The sequence below is a fragment of the Stenotrophomonas sp. 10N36 genome (assembly GCF_056395005.1).
This window is the reverse complement of the sequence record NZ_JBFTIS010000008.1, coordinates 27456-48124: the sequence shown is the minus strand read 5'-3', so window position 1 is coordinate 48124 and position 20669 is coordinate 27456. Positions and strand designations below refer to the sequence as shown.

The 20669-nt window shown below is 66.6% G+C and carries 16 protein-coding genes, 1 pseudogene and 1 riboswitch; of the genes and pseudogenes, 8 read left to right on the top strand and 9 right to left on the bottom strand.

What is annotated here, in order from left to right; all coding sequences use genetic code 11:
* Positions 1 to 32: 32 nt before the first annotated feature.
* The 5 genes and pseudogenes from AC1DCJ_RS09885 to pncA form a co-directional block, all read left to right on the top strand.
* Positions 33 to 185 (top strand): annotated as a pseudogene (locus AC1DCJ_RS09885) (type II toxin-antitoxin system RelE/ParE family toxin); the annotation flags it as partial.
* A gap of 11 nt (positions 186 to 196) precedes the next feature.
* Positions 197 to 493, top strand: a complete 297-nt coding sequence (locus AC1DCJ_RS09880) for a HigA family addiction module antitoxin (protein ID WP_141058192.1) — start codon at positions 197 to 199, stop codon at positions 491 to 493.
* 162 nt (positions 494 to 655) lie between these two features.
* A riboswitch (cobalamin riboswitch) is annotated at positions 656 to 887 on the top strand.
* 214 nt (positions 888 to 1101) lie between these two features.
* Entirely contained in the window at positions 1102 to 3399 is a 2298-nt protein-coding gene (gene metE, locus AC1DCJ_RS09875) for a 5-methyltetrahydropteroyltriglutamate--homocysteine S-methyltransferase (RefSeq protein WP_478070836.1), read from the top strand.
* A 69-nt stretch (positions 3400 to 3468) separates the two neighbouring features.
* The gene (locus AC1DCJ_RS09870; RefSeq protein WP_478070835.1) at positions 3469 to 4155 is read left to right on the top strand and encodes an epoxyqueuosine reductase QueH; all 687 of its coding nucleotides are present in this window, start codon (positions 3469 to 3471) and stop codon (positions 4153 to 4155) included.
* A gap of 57 nt (positions 4156 to 4212) precedes the next feature.
* Entirely contained in the window at positions 4213 to 4842 is a 630-nt protein-coding gene (gene pncA, locus AC1DCJ_RS09865; RefSeq protein WP_478070834.1) for a bifunctional nicotinamidase/pyrazinamidase, read from the top strand.
* Positions 4843 to 4926: 84 nt separating this feature from the next.
* On the opposite strand, the gene purU is transcribed toward pncA, so the two are convergent.
* The 3 genes from purU to aceE all read right to left on the bottom strand — a co-directional run bounded on the left by purU (position 4927) and on the right by aceE (position 9572).
* Entirely contained in the window at positions 4927 to 5778 is an 852-nt protein-coding gene (purU, locus tag AC1DCJ_RS09860; RefSeq protein ID WP_137191303.1) for a formyltetrahydrofolate deformylase, read from the bottom strand.
* Between the two features lie 74 nt (positions 5779 to 5852).
* Positions 5853 to 6764: a hypothetical protein gene (locus AC1DCJ_RS09855; protein ID WP_478070833.1), complete on the bottom strand. Its 912-nt coding sequence runs from the start codon at positions 6762 to 6764 to the stop codon at positions 5853 to 5855.
* A gap of 135 nt (positions 6765 to 6899) precedes the next feature.
* Positions 6900 to 9572: a pyruvate dehydrogenase (acetyl-transferring), homodimeric type gene (gene aceE / locus AC1DCJ_RS09850; protein ID WP_478070832.1), complete on the bottom strand. Its 2673-nt coding sequence runs from the start codon at positions 9570 to 9572 to the stop codon at positions 6900 to 6902.
* A 177-nt stretch (positions 9573 to 9749) separates the two neighbouring features.
* Between aceE and AC1DCJ_RS09845 the strand changes: the two genes are divergently transcribed.
* Positions 9750 to 10682, top strand: a complete 933-nt coding sequence (locus tag AC1DCJ_RS09845; protein ID WP_038692646.1) for a LysR family transcriptional regulator — start codon at positions 9750 to 9752, stop codon at positions 10680 to 10682.
* Between the two features lie 43 nt (positions 10683 to 10725).
* Here the strand turns inward: AC1DCJ_RS09845 and AC1DCJ_RS09840 are convergent, their stop codons facing one another.
* Genes AC1DCJ_RS09840 through AC1DCJ_RS09830 form a run of 3 tightly spaced genes read right to left on the bottom strand, consistent with a single transcriptional unit; the run spans position 10726 to position 13211 of the window.
* Positions 10726 to 11874, bottom strand: coding sequence for an NADH:flavin oxidoreductase/NADH oxidase (locus AC1DCJ_RS09840; protein WP_051598930.1), 1149 nt, complete (start codon positions 11872 to 11874; stop codon positions 10726 to 10728).
* A gap of 60 nt (positions 11875 to 11934) precedes the next feature.
* Positions 11935 to 12756: an NAD-dependent protein deacetylase gene (locus tag AC1DCJ_RS09835; protein ID WP_314402981.1), complete on the bottom strand. Its 822-nt coding sequence runs from the start codon at positions 12754 to 12756 to the stop codon at positions 11935 to 11937.
* 41 nt (positions 12757 to 12797) lie between these two features.
* The gene (locus AC1DCJ_RS09830; protein ID WP_038691150.1) at positions 12798 to 13211 is read right to left on the bottom strand and encodes an acyl-CoA thioesterase; all 414 of its coding nucleotides are present in this window, start codon (positions 13209 to 13211) and stop codon (positions 12798 to 12800) included.
* 165 nt (positions 13212 to 13376) lie between these two features.
* Between AC1DCJ_RS09830 and AC1DCJ_RS09825 the strand changes: the two genes are divergently transcribed.
* Positions 13377 to 14180 (top strand): hypothetical protein, encoded by an 804-nt coding sequence (locus tag AC1DCJ_RS09825; RefSeq protein ID WP_478070831.1) that lies wholly within the window; start codon positions 13377 to 13379, stop codon positions 14178 to 14180.
* 345 nt (positions 14181 to 14525) lie between these two features.
* Here the strand turns inward: AC1DCJ_RS09825 and AC1DCJ_RS09820 are convergent, their stop codons facing one another.
* From AC1DCJ_RS09820 to AC1DCJ_RS09810, 3 genes are all read right to left on the bottom strand, one after another.
* Positions 14526 to 15545: a ribonucleotide-diphosphate reductase subunit beta gene (locus AC1DCJ_RS09820; protein WP_478070830.1), complete on the bottom strand. Its 1020-nt coding sequence runs from the start codon at positions 15543 to 15545 to the stop codon at positions 14526 to 14528.
* A 66-nt stretch (positions 15546 to 15611) separates the two neighbouring features.
* Complete coding sequence (locus AC1DCJ_RS09815; RefSeq protein WP_478070829.1) at positions 15612 to 16295, bottom strand: hypothetical protein; 684 nt, start codon at positions 16293 to 16295, stop codon at positions 15612 to 15614.
* 539 nt (positions 16296 to 16834) lie between these two features.
* Positions 16835 to 19246: a ribonucleoside-diphosphate reductase subunit alpha gene (locus AC1DCJ_RS09810; RefSeq protein ID WP_038691154.1), complete on the bottom strand. Its 2412-nt coding sequence runs from the start codon at positions 19244 to 19246 to the stop codon at positions 16835 to 16837.
* Positions 19247 to 19830: 584 nt separating this feature from the next.
* Here AC1DCJ_RS09810 and AC1DCJ_RS09805 point away from each other — a divergent pair.
* Positions 19831 to 20649: a DUF2884 family protein gene (locus tag AC1DCJ_RS09805; protein ID WP_478070828.1), complete on the top strand. Its 819-nt coding sequence runs from the start codon at positions 19831 to 19833 to the stop codon at positions 20647 to 20649.
* Positions 20650 to 20669: the final 20 nt, after the last annotated feature.

Below are 20669 nucleotides of genomic sequence, written 5' to 3'. Positions count from 1 at the left end.
CGCTGATCGACTGCCCTGTGCATCAGCGGGCCGAAGACCTGCGCATTCCACCGGCCAACCGCCTGGAACCACTGCGCGCCAATCGTGCGGGGCAGCACAGCATCCGCGTCAACGACCAGTACCGATTGTGCTTCACATGGACCGATGCAGGTCCTGCAGACGTAGAGCTTTGCGACTATCACTGAGGGCTGCCTACATGCGTTCGATTCCCTACCCGCACCCCGGTGAAATCCTGCAGGAGGAGTTCCTGACCCCTTTCGGGATGACGGCTTACCGCTTGGCCAAGTCCATCGACGTGAAGCAGACGCGTATCGGCGAGATCATCGCGGGCAGGCGCAGCATCACCGCCGACACGGCGTTGCGACTGGCGCGCTTCTTCGGTACCAGTGAGGCCTTCTGGCTCAACCTGCAGATGGCCCACGACGCGGCCAAGGCCAGGGACGAACTGGCCGACGTCCTGGCGCGCATCGAGCCGTACCACCACGCCGCCTGAGCGGCCGCCATTCCCCTCCCCTTGCTTGCCGCAAACGCGTGGATGGCCTCCCGCACCCGGCACCCGGCGCCCGGTGCGACGGACATTGCTGTCACGTGCGTTGCATCGTCCATGACCTTCCTTCGTTGGCGCGACGCCCCTTGACCATCGCCCGGCTTCGGCCTACCTTGTGCGGGCCGAAGGTATCCATCTCTTCATGCAGATGAAGGGATGGGTTTAAACGGGAATCCGGTGAAGGCGCCTCGCGCGCCCATTCCGGAGCTGCCCCGCAGCGGTGAATGGAAACGAATCCTGCCAACAGCACTGGGCCCCGGCCTGGGAAGCGGCAGGTACTAGGTGGGCGTTCGCGCCCGTGTCCATCAGCCCGAATACCGGCCCCGGCCGGGGGACACGACCGTCCCCTGATTCGACCTGGAACGTCCGCGGGGAGGTTGCCGGGGCCTGCCGCCATGCCGCCCGCGTGGCGCTGCCCCCGTGCGTCCGCTCCACGACATCCGGTTCGCCCGCGGGGGCGAAGGTCGCTGGCGGGGCGGACACGGCAGCCATGTCGTGCACGGCGCGCGGTTCCTTCGTTCCTCAATGCCGCTACTGCAATGAGGACACGTTCCATGACCACTGTTACCAACCTGGGGTTTCCCCGCATCGGCGCCAAGCGCGAACTCAAGCGTGCGCTGGAAGCGTTCTGGTCCGGCGAAAGCAGCGCCCAGTCGCTGCAGGACACCGCCAGCGGCCTGCGCGAGCGCCATTGGCAGCTGCAGCGCGAGGCCGGCGTCGATGTGCCGCCGAGCAACGACTTCAGCTTCTACGATCAGGTGCTCGACGCGGCCTTCCTGTTCGACGCCATTCCGGCGCGCTACCGCGCCCTGGCCGACGCCGAGCCGCTGGCCGGGTACTTCGCCATGGCCCGGGGCGTGCAACGCGACGGCTATGACCTGCACGCGCTGGAAATGACCAAGTGGTTCGACACCAACTACCACTACCTGGTGCCCGAACTGCAGGCCGGCCAGGGCTTCGCGCTGCGTGGCGACAAGCCGCTGGCCGAATACCGCCAGGCCAAGGCGCTGGGCATCGAGACCCGCCCGGTGCTGATCGGCCCGGTGACGTTCCTGCTGCTGTCCAAGACCACCGACGGCAGCCGCGCACTGGACCTGCTCGACGTCCTGCTGCCGGTGTACGTGCAACTGCTGGGCCAGCTGAAGGACGCCGGCGCCCAGTGGGTGCAGCTGGACGAGCCGGCGCTGGTGCAGGACCTGGACGAGGCCACCCGCGCCGCGTTCACCCATGCCTACGCGGTGCTGGCCGAGGCGGCGCGGCCGAAGGTGCTGGTGGCCACCTACTTCGGTGCGCTGGACGACAACCTGCCGCTGGCCGCCTCGCTGCCGGTGGATGGCCTGCACGTGGATCTGGTGCGCGCCCCCGAGCAGCTGGATGCGGTGATCAAGGCGCTGCCGCCGGGCCGTGTGCTGTCGGCCGGTCTGGTCAACGGACGCAACATCTGGCGCACCCATCTGGACAACGCACTGGTACTGGCCCGTTACGCGCACGGCCACGTGGGCAGCGATGCGCTGTGGCTGGCGCCGTCGTGTTCGCTTCTGCACAGCCCGGTCGACCTGGACCTGGAAAAGAAGCTGGATGACGAACTGCACAGCTGGCTGGCGTTCTCCAGGCAGAAGCTGCAGGAGTTGCGCGTGCTGGCCGATGCCATCGACGCACCGGCCCGCGCCGAAGACGCGCTGGCGCATTCGCGTGCATGCATCGAATCGCGCCGGCGCTCGCCGCGCGTGCACAAGGCCGCGGTGGCCGCGCGCCTGGCCGCCCTGACCGCCGCCGATGCGCAGCGCCACAGCCCCTACCCGCAGCGGCACCTGGCCCAGGCCGGTGCGTTGCAGCTGCCACGCTTCCCCACCACCACGATCGGCTCTTTCCCGCAGACCCTGGAAGTACGCGAGGCCCGCGCCAGCAACAAGTCCGGCAAGCTGTCCGACGCCGACTACGATGCGTTCCTGGCCACCCAGACCGAACACTGCGTACGCGTGCAGGAGCAGATCGGGCTGGACGTGCTGGTGCACGGCGAGTTCGAACGCAACGACATGGTGGAGTACTTCGGCGAGCAGCTGGACGGCTTCGCGTTCACCAAGAACGGCTGGGTGCAGAGCTATGGCTCGCGCTGCGTGAAGCCGCCGGTGATCTTCGGCGACGTGACCCGTCCGCAGCCGATGACGGTGCGCTGGTCGCAGTACGCGCAGTCGCTGACCGACCGCCCGATGAAGGGCATGCTGACCGGCCCGGTGACGGTGCTGCAGTGGTCGTTCGTGCGCGATGACCAGTCGCGCGCGGACACCTGCCGGCAGATCGCATTGGCGCTGCGCGACGAGGTACTGGACCTGGAAGCGGCGGGCATCGGCGTGATCCAGATCGACGAGCCGGCCATCCGCGAAGGCCTGCCGCTGCGCCGCGCGCAGTGGCGCGAGTACCTGGACTGGGCGGTGGAAGCGTTCCGGATCAGTGCCAGCGGCGTGCGCGATGCGACCCAGATCCACACGCACATGTGCTACTCCGAGTTCAACGACATCATCCACTCGGTGGCGGCGATGGATGCCGACGTGATCTCGATCGAGACCTCGCGCTCGCGCATGGAGCTGCTGGATGCGTTCGTGCGCTTCCAGTATCCCAACGAGATCGGCCCGGGCGTGTATGACATCCACTCCCCGCGCGTGCCCGACAAGGAAGAGATGCTGGCGCTGCTGCGCAAGGCCGCCGAAGTCCTCCGGCCCGAGCAGATCTGGGTCAACCCCGACTGCGGCCTGAAGACCCGCGGCTGGAAGGAAACCCGCGCCGCGCTGGAAGCGCTGGTGGCGGCCGCGCGCCAGCTGCGCGAGGAAACCGCCGACGCCAACGCCGCCTGACCCACCCTGTAGAGATGAGCCAAGGACCGCACCGCCGCTGTTGCCGGCGGTGCGGTCGACGAGACGTACATGACCACGCCCACCGTTAGCCCGATTGTCCGCCCCACCCTGTCCCTGCCCGACGGCCATACCCGGCTGCTGCTGCATTCGTGCTGCGCGCCGTGCTCGGGCGAAGTGATGGAAGCCATCACCGCCTCGGGCATCGCGTACACGATCTTCTTCTACAACCCCAATATCCACCCGGCCAGAGAATACGAACTGCGCAAGCAGGAGAACATCCGCTTTGCCGAGAAGCACGGCGTGCCGTTCGTCGACGCCGACTACGACACCGACAACTGGTTCGCACGCGCCCGCGGCATGGAGGCCGAGCCCGAGCGCGGCATCCGCTGCACGATGTGCTTTGACATGCGCTTCGTGCGCACCGCGCTGTATGCGCACGAGCATGGCTTTCCGGTGATCAGCAGTTCGCTGGGCATCTCGCGCTGGAAGGACATGAACCAGATCAACGACTGCGGCCACCGCGCCGCCGCGCATTACCCGGGCATCCAGTACTGGGATTACAACTGGCGCAAGGGCGGCGGCGCCGCGCGCATGGTGGAGATCAGCAAGCGCGAGCAGTTCTACCAGCAGGAGTACTGCGGCTGCGTGTACTCGCTGCGCGACGCCAACCGGCACCGACGCGAAACCGGCCGCGAACGCATCAGGATCGGCCTGCTGTATTACGGGCAGGACAACGACGCGCCCACGGGCGATTGACGTTCGTACGCGGGGCCGCCACGCTGGTTGCCCCGCTTCCGTTGTGTTGGATCTGCCATGACCGCCGCCCTACCCGCCGATGTGGCCCTGCTGGTGATCGACCTGCAGCCGGACTTCATGCCCGGTGGCGCGCTGGCCTGCGAACAGGGCGACGCGCTGGTGGTCCCGATTGCCGACCTGCTCGTGCAGCGCCGCTACCGCACGGTGGTGGCCACCCAGGACTGGCACCCGGCCAACCACGCCTCGTTCGCCAGCCAGCATCCGGGGCACCTGCCGTTCGAGGCGATCCTGCTGCATGCGCAGCCGCAGACCCTGTGGCCGGACCACTGCGTGCAGGGCAGCGCCGGCGCCGCACTGCACCCGGGCGTGGACTGGACCGTGGCCGACCTGATCCTGCGCAAGGGCACGCGCCAGCAGGTGGACTCCTACAGCGCGTTCCGCGAGAACCACGGTCCGGACGGCAGCCGCCCGCCAACCGGGCTGGCCGGCTGGCTGCATGAGCGCGGTATCCGCGAGGTGCACGTGTGCGGTTTGGCGCGCGATTACTGCGTGCTGTGGAGCGCACAGGACGCGGTGAAATCCGGGTTCCGGGTGAAGTTCCTGTGGGACCTGACCCGGCCGGTGACCGAGGCCAACGACGGCATGGTGCGCGAGGCGTTGGCGAAGGCGAAGATCGCGGTCGTCTGACGGGCGGCCTCCGGGCGCCGGCCTGAAAAGCGTACCGACCAACGGTCGGTACCTACCGGGACGCCGCGCCCCGGCGCGGGCCGTTCAGCGGAACACGACCGTGCGATGCCCGTTGCGCAGGATCCGATGCTCCACGTGCCGGCGCACCGCACGCGCCAGCACCTGCGATTCGGTATCGCTGCCCAGCCGCACCAGGTCGCGCGGGGTCATGGCGTGGTCCACGCGGGCCACGTCCTGTTCGATGATCGGACCTTCGTCCAGGTCTTCGGTGACGTAGTGCGCGGTGGCGCCGATGATCTTGACCCCCCGTGCGTGCGCCTGGTGGTACGGCTGGGCGCCCTTGAAGCTGGGCAGGAAGCTGTGGTGGATGTTGATCGCCCGGCCCGCCAGCGCCTGGCACAGGCGCGGCGACAGGATCTGCATGTAGCGCGCCAGCACCACCAGGTCGATCTGCTCGCGCTCGACCAGGTCGATGATCTGCTGTTCCTGTACGGCGCGGTTGTCGGCGTTGACCGGCAGGTGGTGGAACGGCACCCCGTACGAGCCGGCCAATGCGGCGAAGTCGTCATGGTTGGACGCCACCGCCGCGATATCCACCTGCAGCTGGCGGCTGTGCGCGCGGAACAGCAGGTCGTTCAGGCAATGCCCCTGTTTGCTCACCAGCACCAGCAGCCGCGCACGGCGGCGCGCGTCGTGCAATTGCCAGTCCATCTGGAACTCCGCCGCCAGCGTGCCCATGCGCGCTTCGACATCGGCCAGCGCCTGGCTGGCGGCGCGATCGAAGTGCACGCGCAGGAAGAACCGGCCGCTCTCTTCGTCACCGAACTGCTGGGCGTCCAGGATGTTGCAGCCCAGCTCGAACAGCAGGCCAGACACACGGTAGACAATCCCGGTACGGTCCGGGCATGAGAGGGTAAGAATGGAATCAGGGCGCATCCGGCCAGTTTAAGCGAGCACCGCCGGTGCGGGGACGATGCTCTCAGATGCAACCAAGCGCCTTGCAGAACGGCTCAGTGCGTGCCGTCGTCCAGCGCGGCACGGAGTGCACGCAGGTCGGCGCCTTCCGGTGGCCAACCCGCCACGGTGTCGATGACCTTACCGTCGCGCATCAGGTGGAACAGCGGTGTCTGATCGGTCTCCACGTCCTGCCAGGCGGGATCGGCCACCATCGGCTGCATGGGCAGGTCCGGATGGGCCGCGTTCCAGTCGAGCATTTCCTGCCCGGGCCACACCTGCCCGATCGGCACCAGCAGTTGCAGGTGGTCGCGCAGCCAGGCGTATTCGGCTGCGGTGGTGATGGCCTCCAGCGCGCGGCGCGAGAACCCGCAGTAAGGGTGCACAACGGCCACCACGCGCAGGCCATCTTCGGCCAGCACCGCGCGTTCCACCTGGGCAAGGCTGCCCAGACGAAGCACCGGCCTGCCGGGCAGCGACGTGCCGCGGATTTCCGGCAGCGCGCTGGGCGTTTTCGACAGACGAGCGCCCAACGCATTGGCCGCGTCGAAGCGCTGCAGCGCAATCAGCGCGCCACGCATGGCGCGGTGCTGGTCCTCGGTGGCCAGCGCGCGCGTCTGCAGGGTGTCATACAGGCACTGCAGCCGCGCCAGCGTTGCGGGGTCGCGGGCATAGAAGGCGATCAACGCGGTGGCGTCGAACAGGTCCTGCAGCCGTGCATCGGGCAAGGCCGCGCAGTCGCCGGGCTGCATCACATCGGGGGCCGCACGCGCATAGGCAAGGCGCATCGCAGCCAGGCGCCCCGCGGCCGGCAGCGCGGGGTCGTCATCCAGCGCCTGCAGCTCGGCGTACAGACTGCCGGGGACAGCCTGGGTGCCGGCAGCGGCGGGCGCGAGCGCGAACACGCCCAACAGCAGCACCGCGAACGCATGGATGGCATGACGGCATGCCTGCCGAACGTGTTTCATCACCCCTCCCTGGACCCTGCCGAAACCGGCGTATCCAGCATGCCGCACGTGATGCGCGACTGCCGTGACCCACATCTCGTCATCAACCGCACGAGTGAACGGGGCACGCGGCACGCCCGCCGTGGCAAGGCCGTCCTACACCGCCGCCGGATCCACCTTGTCCACGTGGATGCCGTACTTTTCGATCGCCACCTGCAGCTGCCCGCGCGCGATCCTGCCGTCATCAGCCAGCGCCTTCAACGCGGCCAGCACGATGAAGTGGCGGTCCACTTCAAAGAACGTGCGCAGAGACTCGCGCGTGTCCGAGCGGCCGAAGCCGTCGGTGCCGAGTGCGGTGAAGCGGCGGCCGTCGACGAACGGGCGGATCTGGTCGGCCACGATCTTCATGTAGTCGGTGGCCACCACCAGCGGCCCGGCGTGTGCGGCCAGGCGCTGCTGCACGTAGGGCACGCGCGGTTCGTCGGCCGGGTGCAGCAGGTTCCAGCGCTCGGCAGCCAGGCCGTCGCGGCGCAGTTCGGTCAGGCTGGTGGCGCTCCAGACGTCGCTGGCGATGCCGAAATCCTGCTGCAGCAGCGCAGCGGCCGCTTCCACTTCGCGCAGGATCGCGCCGCTGCCCATCAGCTGCACGCGCAGCGCCGGGGCGCTGTCGGTGGCGGCCGGGTGCAGCAGGTACATGCCCTTGAGGATGCCGTCCTCGGCGCCCTCGGGCATGGCCGGGTGCGGGTAGTTCTCGTTGAGCACGGTGATGTAGTAGTAGATGTCTTCCTGGTCCACATACATGCGGCGCAAGCCGTCCTGGATGATCACCGCCAGTTCGAAGTTGTAGGTGGGGTCATAGGAGATGCAGCTGGGAATCACCGAGGACAGCACGTGGCTGTGGCCGTCGTCGTGCTGCAGGCCCTCGCCCATCAGGGTGGTGCGACCGGAGGTGGCGCCCAGCAGGAAGCCGCGGGTGCGCGCATCGGCCGCCGCCCAGGCCAGGTCGCCCACGCGCTGCAGGCCGAACATCGAGTAGAAGATGTAGAACGGAATCGTGGCCAGGCCGTGGTTGCTGTAGGCGGTGCCGGCGGCGATCCACGAACAGATCGCGCCGGATTCGTTGATGCCTTCCTGCAGGATCTGGCCGTCCTTGGCTTCCTTGTAATAGCTCAGCTGGCCGGCATCCTGCGGGGTGTAGAGCTGGCCCAGGTAGGAGTGGATGCCGATCTGGCGGAACAGGCCTTCCATGCCGAACGTGCGCGACTCGTCGGGCACGATCGGAATGACCAGCTTGCCCAGCGCCGGGTCCTTGAGCAGCGTGCCCAGGATGCGCACGAAGCCCATCGTGGTGGACTGGCCGCGCTCGCCACTGCCCTGCAGCTGGGTGGCAAAGGCCGACAGCGGCGGCACCGGCAGCGGCGCGACGTGGGTGACGCGCGACGGCAACTGGCCGCCCTGGGCCTGGCGACGCTGGGCGAAGTAACGCGCCTCCGCGCTGCCCGGCGCGGGGCGCAGGTAGGGCATGTCGTCCAGCTGATCGTCACTGACCGGCAGATCAAACCGATCACGGAACGCACGCACGGCGTCCAGGCTCATCTTCTTGAGCTGGTGGTTGATGTTCTGCCCTTCGCCGGCCTCGCCCATGCCGAAGCCCTTGACCGTCTTGGCCAGGATCACGCTCGGGCGGCCATTACCGGCCACCGCCTGCGCGTAGGCGGCGTACACCTTCTGCGGATCGTGGCCGCCCCGGGCCAGCGCCCAGATCTCGTCATCGCTCATGTCCGCGACCAGGGCGAGCAGTTCCGGCGAGGTGCCGAAGAAATGCGCGCGCACGTACGCGCCGCTCTGCGACTTGAAGGTCTGGTAGTCGCCGTCCACGCATTCCATCATGCGCTGGCGCAGCAGGCCGCTGTGGTCCTTGGCCAGCAGGGCATCCCAGCCGCCGCCCCAGATCACCTTGATGACGTTCCAGCCGGCCGCACGGAAGGTGCCTTCCAGTTCCTGGATGACCTTGGCATTGCCGCGCACCGGGCCGTCCAGGCGCTGCAGGTTGCAGTTCACCACGAACACCAGGTTGTCCAGACGCTCGCGCCCGGCCACGGAGATGGCGGCCAGCGATTCGGGCTGGTCCATTTCGCCATCGCCCAGGAATGCCCACACCTTGCGGCCCTGATGCTCCTTCAGGCCGCGGTATTCCAGGTAGCGCATGTAGCGCGCCTGGTAGGCGGCCGTCAGCGGGCCCAGGCCCATCGACACGGTGGGGAACTGCCAGAAGTCGGGCATCAGGCGCGGGTGCGGGTAGGACGACAGGCCGTCGCGGTCGGATTCGCGGCGGAAGTTGTCCATGCGCTCGGGCGCGATGCGGCCTTCGACGAACGCGCGGCCGTAGATGCCCGGCGCCGAATGGCCCTGGATGTAGATCATGTCGCCGTCGAAGGTGTCGGTGCGGCCACGGAAAAAGTGGTCGAAGCCCACGTCGTACAGCACGGCCGCCGACTGGTAGGTGGCGATGTGGCCGCCCACGTTGGAGTGCTTGCCGGCGCGCAGCACCATCACCATCGCGTTCCAGCGGATCATCGCGTTGAGCCGGCGCTCGATGGCCAGGTCACCCGGGTACGCCGGCTGGCGCTCCACCGGAATGCTGTTCACGTAGGCGGTCCAGGCACGCGCATGCAGGTCGCCGTGGTGGGCCACGTCCTGGTCGCTGAGCTGGTCCAGCAGGTAGTGCGCGCGCGGCCGCCCGGCCACCTGGGTGACCGCCTGCAGTGCTTCACGCCATTCCTGGGTTTCCTGGGGGTCGGTGTCGAGGGGGGCGAGCGCAGGGTTCATGGTCCATCTCCGGCAAAGGCGGCCAGGCCCGGTGCAGGTGCGCGCCGGGTGGCGGGCGCAGCCCGGGGCTGGCGGGGACACCCACCTTAGGAGCGGGCCCGGGCCACCGGTAGATCGGGCCCTGTTGGCTCTTTCGAAAGACAAACTTTGCAATCACAGGCGAGAATGGCGGTCACCATGAATATTCTCCAGTCAATCCGCAGCTTCATCCGTACCGCCGACGCCGGCAGCCTGGCCGCGGCGGCACGCACGCTGGGCATCAGCGCGGCGGCGGTCGGGCAGAACATCGCCCGGCTGGAGGCGCACCTGGGCGTGCGCCTGTTCAACCGCACCACCCGCCAGCTGGCGCTGACCGAGCGCGGCGCGCTGTACCTGGCCCAGGTGCGCTACATCGAGCGCGACCTGCAACGCGCGCAGGCGGCGGTGACCGACCTGGACGCCACGCCCGAGGGCCGGCTGCGGATCGCCTGCAGCACCTCGTTCGGGCGGCACAAGCTGGCCCCGCTGCTGCCGTCGCTGAAGGCGCGCTACCCGCGGCTGGCGATCGAACTGCTGCTGGCCGACCGGGCGGTGGACCATGCGCGCGAAGACGTGGACGTGAGCATCCGCATCGAACCGCAGCTGGAAGAAGGGCTGGTGGCGCGGCCGATCGCGCAGGTGCCATTCGTGTTCTGTGCGGCGCCGTCGTACCTGGCGCGCACCGGCGTGCCGCGCACGCCCGAGGCCCTGCGCGAGCATCGCTGCCTGTTGTTCCGGCATCCCAAGGACGGCCGGCACCTGCGGTGGGGCTTCGTGCGCGACGGGCTGCGCTTCGATGCCGACGTCAGTCCGGCGCTGGTCAGCGACGATATCGATGCGCTGGCCGCGATGGCGCTGGCCGGCGGCGGCATCACCCGTCTGGCGGCGTTCGTGGCCGCGCCCTACCTGGCACGCGGGGAACTGCAGGCCCTGTTCGAAGGCAATGAAGCCGGCGATGCGCAGGCGTTGCCCGAGCCGATGCGGCTGTTCCTGTGTGTCAGCGACCGCCGCGACCTGACCCCGAAGGTGCGCGCGTTGATGACGCACATCGTCGAAGGGCTGCCGGCCGAGTGGCGGGTGGACGTGGCCTAGCCGCGCGCAGGCGATGGCACCTGGCCACCGCCTGCGGTGGGGGTCAGCGTGGCGGTGCGATGAACACGCCGCGTGCTTCGCGCGGTTCGCAGCGCAGGTACTGCGGCGCCGGCTCCAGCGAATCGCCCAGCGCAGCGGCGGCGTGCCACGGCCAGCGCGGGTCGTAGAGGATGCCGCGGGCCAGCGCGATGGCATCGGCATGGCTGTGGCGCAGGATCGATTCGGCCTGGGCCGGGTCGGTGATCAGGCCGACGGCAATCACCGGCATGCGCAGCTTCTGCGCCTTGATCGCCTCGGCGAACGGCACCTGGTAGCCCGGCGACAGCGGAATCTGCTGGCGCGGGTCGTTGCCGCCGCTGGACACATGCAGGAACTGGCAGCCCCGGCCATCCAGCACGTGCGCCAGGGTGGTGGTCTGTTCAATGTCCCAGCCGCCGGCCACCCAGTCGCTGGCCGAGATGCGCACGCCCACCGCGATACGGTCGCTGACCGCTTCGCGCACCGCATCGAACACGCGCACCAGCAGGCGCATGCGGTTCTGCAGCGAGCCGCCGTACTCGTCATCGCGCTTGTTGCTCAGCGGCGACAGGAACTGGTGCAGCAGGTAGCCATGCGCGGCATGCAGTTCGATCAGATCCAGGCCGATGCGCTCGGCGCGCTGGGCGGCCGCCACGAAGGCGTCCACGATCGCATCGATGCCGGCCGCGTCCAGCGCCTGCGGGGTCGGGTCGGTGGGGTGGAACGGAATCGCCGACGGCGCGAGCGTGGTCCAGGCGCGCGGGTCGGTGGCCGGCAGTGCGCCGCCGCCGTCCCACGGCCGTGACGAGGACGCCTTGCGCCCGGCATGCCCCAGCTGGATGCCGATCGGCATGGGCGACCAGCGCTTCACCGCGTCGATCACCTTCTTGAGTGCCGCTTCGGTGTCGTCGTTCCACAGGCCCAGGTCGGCCCAGCTGATGCGGCCTTCGGGCAGCACGGCGGTGGCTTCCAGGATCAGCAGGCCGGCGCCGGACTGCGACAGCTGGCCCAGGTGGATCTGGTGCCAGTCGTTGGCCAGGCCATCGGTGGAGGAGTACTGGCACATCGGGGCGATGACGATGCGGTTGGCCAGCGACAGCGGGCCAAAGGAAACGGAAGAAAAGAGCTGGCTCAAGTGGGGGACTCTGGCGGAAACGGGAAAACCGGGCGTCATTGCACTCCTGCTGCGCGCGCAAGGCAACCGTATCGGTGGATCAGTGTTTCGCGGCGGCGCTCAGGCGGTGCTGGCCGACGGCAGCAGGAAGGCCAGCGCGGCCGCGCACGGCTGTTCGATCTTCAGGCTGAGCAGGTCGTCGGCGCGGGTGCGGCCCAGGTTGAGCGCAGCCACCGGCACGCCGGCGCTGGCCGCGGCCTGGACGAAGCGGAAGCCCGAATAGACCATCAGCGAGGAGCCCACCACCAGCACGGCATCGGCCTGGGCGAGGTGCGCGTGGACGGCAGCCACCCGCTCGCGGGGGACATTTTCGCCGAAGAAGACCACATCCGGCTTGAGGATGCCGCCACATTGCGGGCATGCCGGTACCTGGAACGGGCTGAAGTCCACCCCGTCCAGGTCGGCGTCGCCGTCCGGGGCCAGGGCCGCGTCGAGCTGGTCCCAGCCGGGGTTGTGGGCCAGCAGGACCTGCTGGAACGCCTCACGCGGGGTGCGGGCTTCGCAGCCCATGCAGCGCACCTGGTCCAGCCGGCCGTGCAGGTCGATGACCGCACGGCTGCCGGCCCGCTGGTGCAGGCGGTCCACGTTCTGGGTGAGCAGTACTTCCAGCTGGCCGCGGGCTTCGAGCGCCGCCAGCGCGGCGTGGGTGCCGTTCGGGCGGGCATGGCCGAAGCGTGGCCAGCCCAGCAGGCTGCGCGCCCAATAGCGCTGGCGGGTGGCCAGCTCGCCCATGAACGCCTGATAGGTAACCGGCGGGGTGCGTTTCCACTGGCCGTCGGCATCGCGGTAATCCGGGATGCCCGAATCGGTGCTGCACCCGGCCCCGGTGAGCACGAACAGGCGCTGGGCGCGGTCGATGAAGTCGGCGAGCGGGCGGGTCATGGTCTACAGGTGGGGGCGCGCGGCGGGCAACGCAATCGCGGTTACGGCCCGGGAATGGCGTCGGGCAGCGGCGGCACGGCGATGGGGTGGCCGTCGGCATCCAGCGCGATCATCACGAAGTGGCCGCGGGTGCAGAGCTTGCGCTCGCCGCTGTGCAGGTCTTCGGCGATCAGTTCCACTTCCACCTTCATCGAGCTGCGGCCCACTTCGACGATGCGACCGATGGTTTCCACCATCTGGCCGATGCGGATCGGCAGCTTGAAATCGACCTGGTCCGAGCGCGCGGTGACCACGGTGCGGCGCGAGTAACGGGCCGCGGCGAGGAAAGCGGCCTTGTCCATCCAGGCCAGCGCCTGGCCACCGAACAGGGTGCCCAGGTGGTTGGTGTGGTTGGGGAAGACGATCTCGGCCATGCTGATTTCAGTGGGCGGGATGGGGTCTGGGGTGGTGGACATGGGGGTGGCCGGTTGGGGTGTGGCGCGATGGTACGGCAGCGGCGCGAACAAGGTCGTGGACGATCGGCCACACGTTCAGGCTGTGCCCATTTCGTGAACTACGGCGTTGACCCTGCCAACGACAGCCGCCGACACTGCCCATTGCCCCAACGCGCGAGCCGCTGCATGTCCCTGCATGACTGTTTCGTATTTCCCGCCGCGCCGCAGTTGCCTGCGCCTGACATGCCTGCGCTGGAGCGATGGATGCTGCAGGAGAAGATCATCCTGCCGGCGGTGGGTGCGGATGTCCCTGCCAAAGCGTTATACGCGCTCAGCCATGCCATTGAGCGCCTGCCGGGTGCCAATGCCCTGCTGGTGGATGCGGACTGGCGAACGGCAGCGGACGTGGTCGCCTCCCATGTCCAGGCGGGCAACCTGCCCGATTCGCTGCACGTGCACGGCGACGGCAGCGTGGAAGACTGCGTAGCGGCGATCCGGAACCATGGCATCGCGCTGGGTGATGCGTGGTTGTTCTGGGAACACAACGCGTCCCGCTGGTTCAGCCCTCGCTACCGCGCAGGCCCGGGCATCGTGGATCTGTTCGATATCGGCGATCGCGGCCAACCCATTGACGATCTCACGATCGTGCTCTTCCAGATCGATCCGCAAGAACCGCCGTTCGTTGTTGCTGGGGAGGGAACCTGCCCTCCACTCGTGCCGGGCGAATGTGAAGCACGCGAGGACTTCCCTCCCTTCGGCGATTACACCGATTTAATTGGTGTCGCCTACAACGACATCCGTGCGCAGTGGACCCATCCTGACACTGGCCGACGCTACGGCATTCTGGATCTGGACTGGGAGTCCGGGTTGGGAATTGGCTGGAGCTTCATCCAGTTCGAAGGTGGCAGCGGGCGGGATCTGGCGACGTTCGCCGACGCCGTTGGCAAGGTATGCGGGCAAGGCATGATGTACGCACATCGGCACCTATAGCGCTGTGCTGACCCTGCTGTGCCAGCCCGTCGCGCGTGGCACTGCTGGATCTGCACTGGGAATACAGCCTGGGTATTGGCAGGTGCTTCATCCAGTTTGAGGATGGAAGTGGTGATGACCTTGAGCGGTTTGTGCAGGCCCTTGGCGAGGCATGCGGACAACGCATGACGTATGCACACCGCCTGTTCTAGCGACGGATGCAATTGCTGGTAGAGCCACCCCATGGGTGGCTGCGCGCGGTGCCGGTTTCAGGTGCAGCCACCCATGGGGTGGCTCTACCGCCGCGCGGGAACGAAAAACCCCGGCACTGGGCCGGGGTTTTCGTTGATGCGTGTGACGCGGGAATCAGAACGACATGTCGAACGAGACTTCGCCCTTCACGCCCACCTGGTAGGCCGAGGAACGGCGTTCGAAGAAGTTGGTCAGTTCCTGCACGTCCTGCAGTTCCATGAAGCTCAGCGGGTTGCGCACGTTGTACTTGCGCTCCATGCCCAGGCGGTGGAAATGGTTGTCGGCGCAGTGCTGCAGGTACTGGCGCATGTCGCGGGTGGAAATGCCTGCCACGCCGCCGGACAGCACGTCTTCGGCGAACTGTACTTCGCATTCGATGGCTTCGGCCAGCATGTCATAGACCTGCTGCTTCATGGCATCGTCGAACAGGTCCGGCTCTTCCTCGCGGATCACGTCCACGCATTCGAAGGCGAACTCCATGTGCGCGCTTTCGTCGCGGAACACCCAGTTGGTGCCCGAGGCCAGGCCGTTGAGCAGGCCGCGCGAACGGAAGTAGTACACGTAGGCGAACGCGGCAAAGAAGAACAGGCCTTCGATGCAGGCGGCAAAGCAGATCTGGTTGAGCAGGAACTGGCGGCGCTCGTCGCGGGTTTCGATGCGGCGCAAGTCCTGGATCGAGTCGATCCACTTGAAGCAGAAATCAGCCTTCTTCTTGATCGAGTCGATGTTCTCCACCGCGGCGAACGCTTTGACGCGCTCATCCGGATCGGGCAGGTAGTTGTCGAGCAGGGTCAGGTAGAACTGCACGTGCAGCGCTTCTTCGTACAGCTGGCGCGACAGGTACATGCGCGCTTCGGGCGCGTTCAAGTGCTGGTACAGGTTCAGCACCAGGTTGTTGGACACGATCGAATCGCCGGTGGCGAAGAACGCGACCAGGCGGTGGATCAGGTGGCGTTCGCCCGGCGACATCTTGCTGTGCAGGTCGCTGATGTCGATCTGGAAATTGATTTCCTCGACAGTCCAGGTGTTCTTGATCGCGTTGCGATACATGTCATAGAACTGCGGGTAGCGCATCGGGCGCAGGGTCAGTTCAAAACCTGGATCGAGCAGCATTTGGCGGGTCGCGGATGTCATTACTAGATCTCTTCAAATTCTGCCGGGCCAAGGCGGCCCGGCGACTGGTTCAATGTTAGTTCAAAACTAAGCAGCAGCTGATCCACTGGCCCACCGAATTGCGATTTCCTCGCAAGCCGCCTCGATGTCCTTCATCTTCCTGACGTGCGCCTTCGGCGCAATCGTCACGGATGCGGTCGGCACATCGACGACGAAACACTTGCGATGATCGAAATTTAGGCAACCCTTCTCCCGCTCCATGTACACGCGCATTGCCGTGGCGACATACTCCGCGCCGGCTGAACTCAGTGGCGAAGTTTTCGGAAAATGGAGTTTGAGTGCCCCTACAATCTCGCCAGTTACCCAGTTCCGGAGGTAGATGTCGGGTCGTACAGATACGTACACACCCGATATTGACATGCCTTCGGAACTCGTTCCCGGCATTGCCACGGCAATGCAATCGCCCAACGCAATATCATCGACAGCCTGAATGAAGCTCACGATGGCGTCAGCGGAAGCAATTCGATCACTGATAGCGAATTCAGAACCTTCCCTGCTTCTGCGAAGCCGGTTAGCCAATGAGAACAACCCAGCACGATCACCCATACCAGAGACGATGAAATCAACAATCGCCTCTCGCGCATCCTTGTAGCGCGCAACAATAAATGGCTGCGGCGTCTGTTGATCTGAAACGATGCGTTTGCGGCGCGAAGGGGTCGCAGCCGTCATGTACTCGCCAAGCTTGTTCAAACTGATTCGAGGGTCTTGCATCTGCTAACTCCTTGAAATCGTGCTGACACTGTTTTCACAGCCAATGACTGAGTTGCCTAGAAGAGCTGGGCTACCTGAAGTAGCCCAGCTCCATCTTGCTATCGAGTCTTGTTGGACTGTGATACCAAGCTGGCTGCCAAAGTGCGCGTGGTAGCCGATGACCTATCGTTGTTCAAGGCGCGACCAGCACGCTCTTCCATTCGAGATCCAGTCTGACTGGCAGTCCCACGCTGAGCCAGTACGGAGCCAGCAAGAGATCGCTCAAGTCCGGACGAGCTTTCATTGTTGAGAATACGCGCCGCCAGCGAGGCAGCCGAAGCGGAGCTGGTTTTAGTATTTTTACTCATGATCAAGCCTCTTAACGATTCAGGGGACTTGGTCTCGAATCTTGATCTGCATCTAACCTTTTCGAATTGCGGAAAAGGTATAGTTGACGAACTTCCTAGACGAAGTAGCAGAGCAAGAACACCCTGACCAAGCGTTGGATGTTTTGTGAAGCATTAGAAGGGCCCCGAGTTACAGCTCGGGGCCCTTCTTTTTTATTGGCACGCCTCGCAGCTTTCCGGGTTCTCCAGCGAGCAGGCCACGGCTTCGTCCGGGGTGAACACCTTTTCCGGCGCGGCATGCGAGCCCTGGCTGATCGTGGTCTTGGCGATCTTGGTGGCCGGACGCGAACGCAGGTAGTAGGTGGTCTTGATGCCCTGCTTCCAGGCGTACATGTACATGGAGGACATCGCGCCGATGCTCGGGCTTTCCATGAACAGGTTGAGCGAGGCGGACTGGTCGATGAACGCGCCGCGGTCGGCGGCCATGTCGATCAGCGAACGCATCGGCAGTTCCCACGCGGTGCGGTAGATGTGGCGCAGGGTTTCCGGGATCTGGGTGATGCCCTGGATGGAGCCTTCGGCCATCTTGATCGCGTCGCGCATTTCCGGCGTCCAGTGGCCCAGCTTCTTCAGCTCGGTCACCAGGTAGCGGTTGACCTGCAGGAAGTCGCCGGACAGGGTTTCGCGCTTGAACAGGTTGGACACCTGCGGCTCGACGCACTCGTAGCAACCGGCGATCGAGGCGATGGTCGCGGTCGGGGCGATGGCGATCAGCAGCGAGTTGCGCAGGCCATGTTCCTTGATGCGGTCACGCAGGGCATCCCAACGGGCGGTGTCTTCGGGCACCACGTTCCAGGCGTCGAACTGCAGCTCGCCGCTGGCCGCACGGGTGTCGGCGAAGGACGGGTGCTTGCCGCGTTCCTGGGCCAGCTCGCACGAGGTTTCCAGGGCGTGGAAGTAGATCGCTTCGGCGATCTTCTTCGACAGCGCGCGGGCTTCGGCACTGTCGAAGGCCAGGCGCTTGCGGAAGAACACGTCCTGCAGGCCCATGCAGCCCAGGCCGACCGGACGCCAGCGCAGATTGCCGCGGCGGGCGGTTTCGATCGGGTAGAAGTTCAGGTCGATCACGCGGTCGAGCTGGCGCACGGCCAGGCGCACGGTGTTGGCCAGCTTGTCGAAATCGAACTCGCCGTGGGCGTCGAAATGGTTGCCCAGGTTGATCGAGCCCAGGTTGCACACCGCGGTCTCTTCGGCCGAGGTGATTTCCAGGATTTCGGTGCACAGGTTGGACAGGTGGATCACGTTGCCCGGACGCAGGGTCTGGTTGCTGGCGCGGTTGCACTTGTCCTTGAAGGTCATCCAGCCGTTGCCGGTCTCGGCCAGGGTGCGCATCATCCGCGAGTACAGCTTGCGCGCGGGAATGGTGCGCTGGGCCTTGCCCTGGGCTTCGGCCTGCAGGTAGGCCTGCTCGAAGGCTTCACCGAACAGGTCGGTGAATTCGGGCACCACGCTGGGATCGAACAGCGACCATTCCTGGTCGGTCTCCACGCGCTGCATGAACAGGTCGGGGATCCAGTTGGCCAGGTTCAGGTTGTGCGCACGGCGCGATTCGTCACCGGTGTTGTCACGCAGTTCGAGGAAGTCCTCGATATCGGCGTGCCAGGTTTCCAGGTACACACAGGCCGCGCCCTTGCGCTTGCCGCCCTGGTTCACCGCGGCCACCGACGAATCCATGGTCTTCAGCCACGGCACGATGCCGTTGGAATGGCCGTTGGTCGACTTGATCAGCGAACCACGCGAACGCACGCGGCTGTAGCTGACGCCGATGCCGCCGCTGAACTTGGACAGCTGGGCGATGTCGCCGTACTTGGCGTAGATCGACTCCAGCGAATCCTGCGGGGAGTCCAGCAGGAAGCACGAGGACAGCTGCTCGTGGGTGGTGCCGGAGTTGAACAGGGTCGGGCTGGACGGCAGGTAGTCCAGGTTGCCCATGCGCTTGTACAGCGCCAGGGTTTCCGGCACGTCTTCGCTCAGGGCGCTGGCGATGCGCAGGAAGAACTGCTGCGGGGTCTCGATCACCTTGCGGGTGTGCGGATGGCGCAGCAGGTAGCGGTCGTACAGGGTGCGCAGGCCGAAGTAATCGAAATGCAGGTCCAGCGACGGATCGATGGCGTCGTTGAGCTTGCGTGCGTTGATCTGCACGAAGTCCAGCAGGCGCGCGTTGATCAGGCCCACTTCGTGGCCACGGCCCACCGACTGCGAGAACGCGTGGATTTCCTGGCCGGACACTTCCTTGGCGATGAAGTTGGCCAGCAGGCGCGCGGCCAGGCGGCCGTACTCGGGCTCTTCACCGATCAGCAGGGCGGCGGTGCGGATGGACAGCTCGTCCAGCTCCTGCGTGGTGGCGCCGTTGTACAGGCCGGAGATGGTGCGGGTGGCCACGCGCATCGGGTCCACCGCGTGCAGGCCCTCGCAGCAACGCTGCACCGCGCGCACGATCTTGTTCAGATCCACCAGTTCGGTAGTGCCGTTGCGCTTGGTGACACTCATGGCGTTGGCCGTGGGCGGCGAGGTCAGAAGGAACTCGCTTTCCTGCTCGGTGGCTGCGCTGGTTTCGGTGCTCACGGCGTTTTCCTCTTGGCGTGATTTGGGATGGCACAACGTTGCCTGCTGGGCAGGTGCTGGACCGGCGCTCGGACTCTCAGAGTGGACCTGGGGTGTCGCATGGGCCGCGACTGCGCAGGCAGGCCTGCGGGCGGTTCCCCTGCGTCACCGGTCCTCTCCCCTCAGAGTGGTGCGACCGATACCTCAACGCTGTACGTGTAGTGCGGTTGTCAGTAGGTTTTCAGGCCATCGGCGTGAAGGCGATTCACCCGTCGACTTGTGGTCGGCGGGACCGACGGCCACAAGATAGTGGGGGTACCGGGGATCGTCAACGCCAAATCTGGTGAAAATGGGCAATCCCTTGCGCCGCAACGATCCGCCTTGAGGGGCGTCCGACGAACGGTCTGGACCTGTCGAAACCGAGTGCGCAGTCAAGGCCGGAAGAGGCACGCCGGGTGAGAAACAGAATCCGAAAACAGACCCGCGGCACTCACGCGAACCTAACAAACCCGGCACGTCGCCGCCGGCCAGGGTGACTTCCGACCCGCGCCAGCAATTGCAGGGGGTGCGAGCCTGCAGGCGTCCCCCTTTGCCGAGCCCGCCGCATGCGCCTGCCCCTGACTGGATGTCTACTGCTGGGCCTGGCCGTGGCCGCGCCCGCCCACGCCGATGACAAGGACGCCGTTCCGGCCCTGTCCTCGCGCCAATGCGGGGTGAGCACGCCCTACAACGTGCTGGTGGACAGCGGCGGGATCTGGCTGCGCCAGCCGGGCCAGGTGCCGGCGGAGATCTTCTTCCACGATGGCGAGCTCAACATCGACCGGCAACCGGTGCCGGTGAGCGCCGCCGACGCCCAGCGCCTGCGCCAGCTGGAATGGGGCACCCGGCAGCTGGTGCCCGCCGTGGCCGGGCTGGCCGGCGAAGTGGTGGACATCACCTTCGATGCGTTCGGTGCCACGGTGGAGATCCTCAGTGGCAGCAAGGGCAAGGCGCGCCAGGTGGCCCGGCTGCGCGACGACGCCCACCAGTATGTGGACCGCACCCTCGGCCGCGGGATCTGGGAGCAGGCCGATTTCGGCGACGGCTTCGAGCAGCGCGTGGAGCAGGCGGCCGAATCCATGGCCGACTCCCTGGCCCGGGGCGTGATGTGGTCGATGTTCACCGGCGGTGCGCAGCGCATGGAGGCGCGTGCCAGCAAGGTCGAGGCGCAACTGGAGCGGACCATGGAAACCCGCGCCCAGGCGCTGGAGGCCCATGCCCAGTCGCTGTGCACCCAGGTGCTGGCGCTGGACCAGCTGCAGCAGGCGCTGGAGGTGCGCTACCAGGGCCAGCCGCTGGGAATGCTGGTGGTGGACCGCGACGACGACGCCCCCGCCCCGCGCGAACAGCCGCGCAGCAAAGCCGTCGCCCTGCCCACCCCATAGCGGCGGGCAGGCCCCGGCGC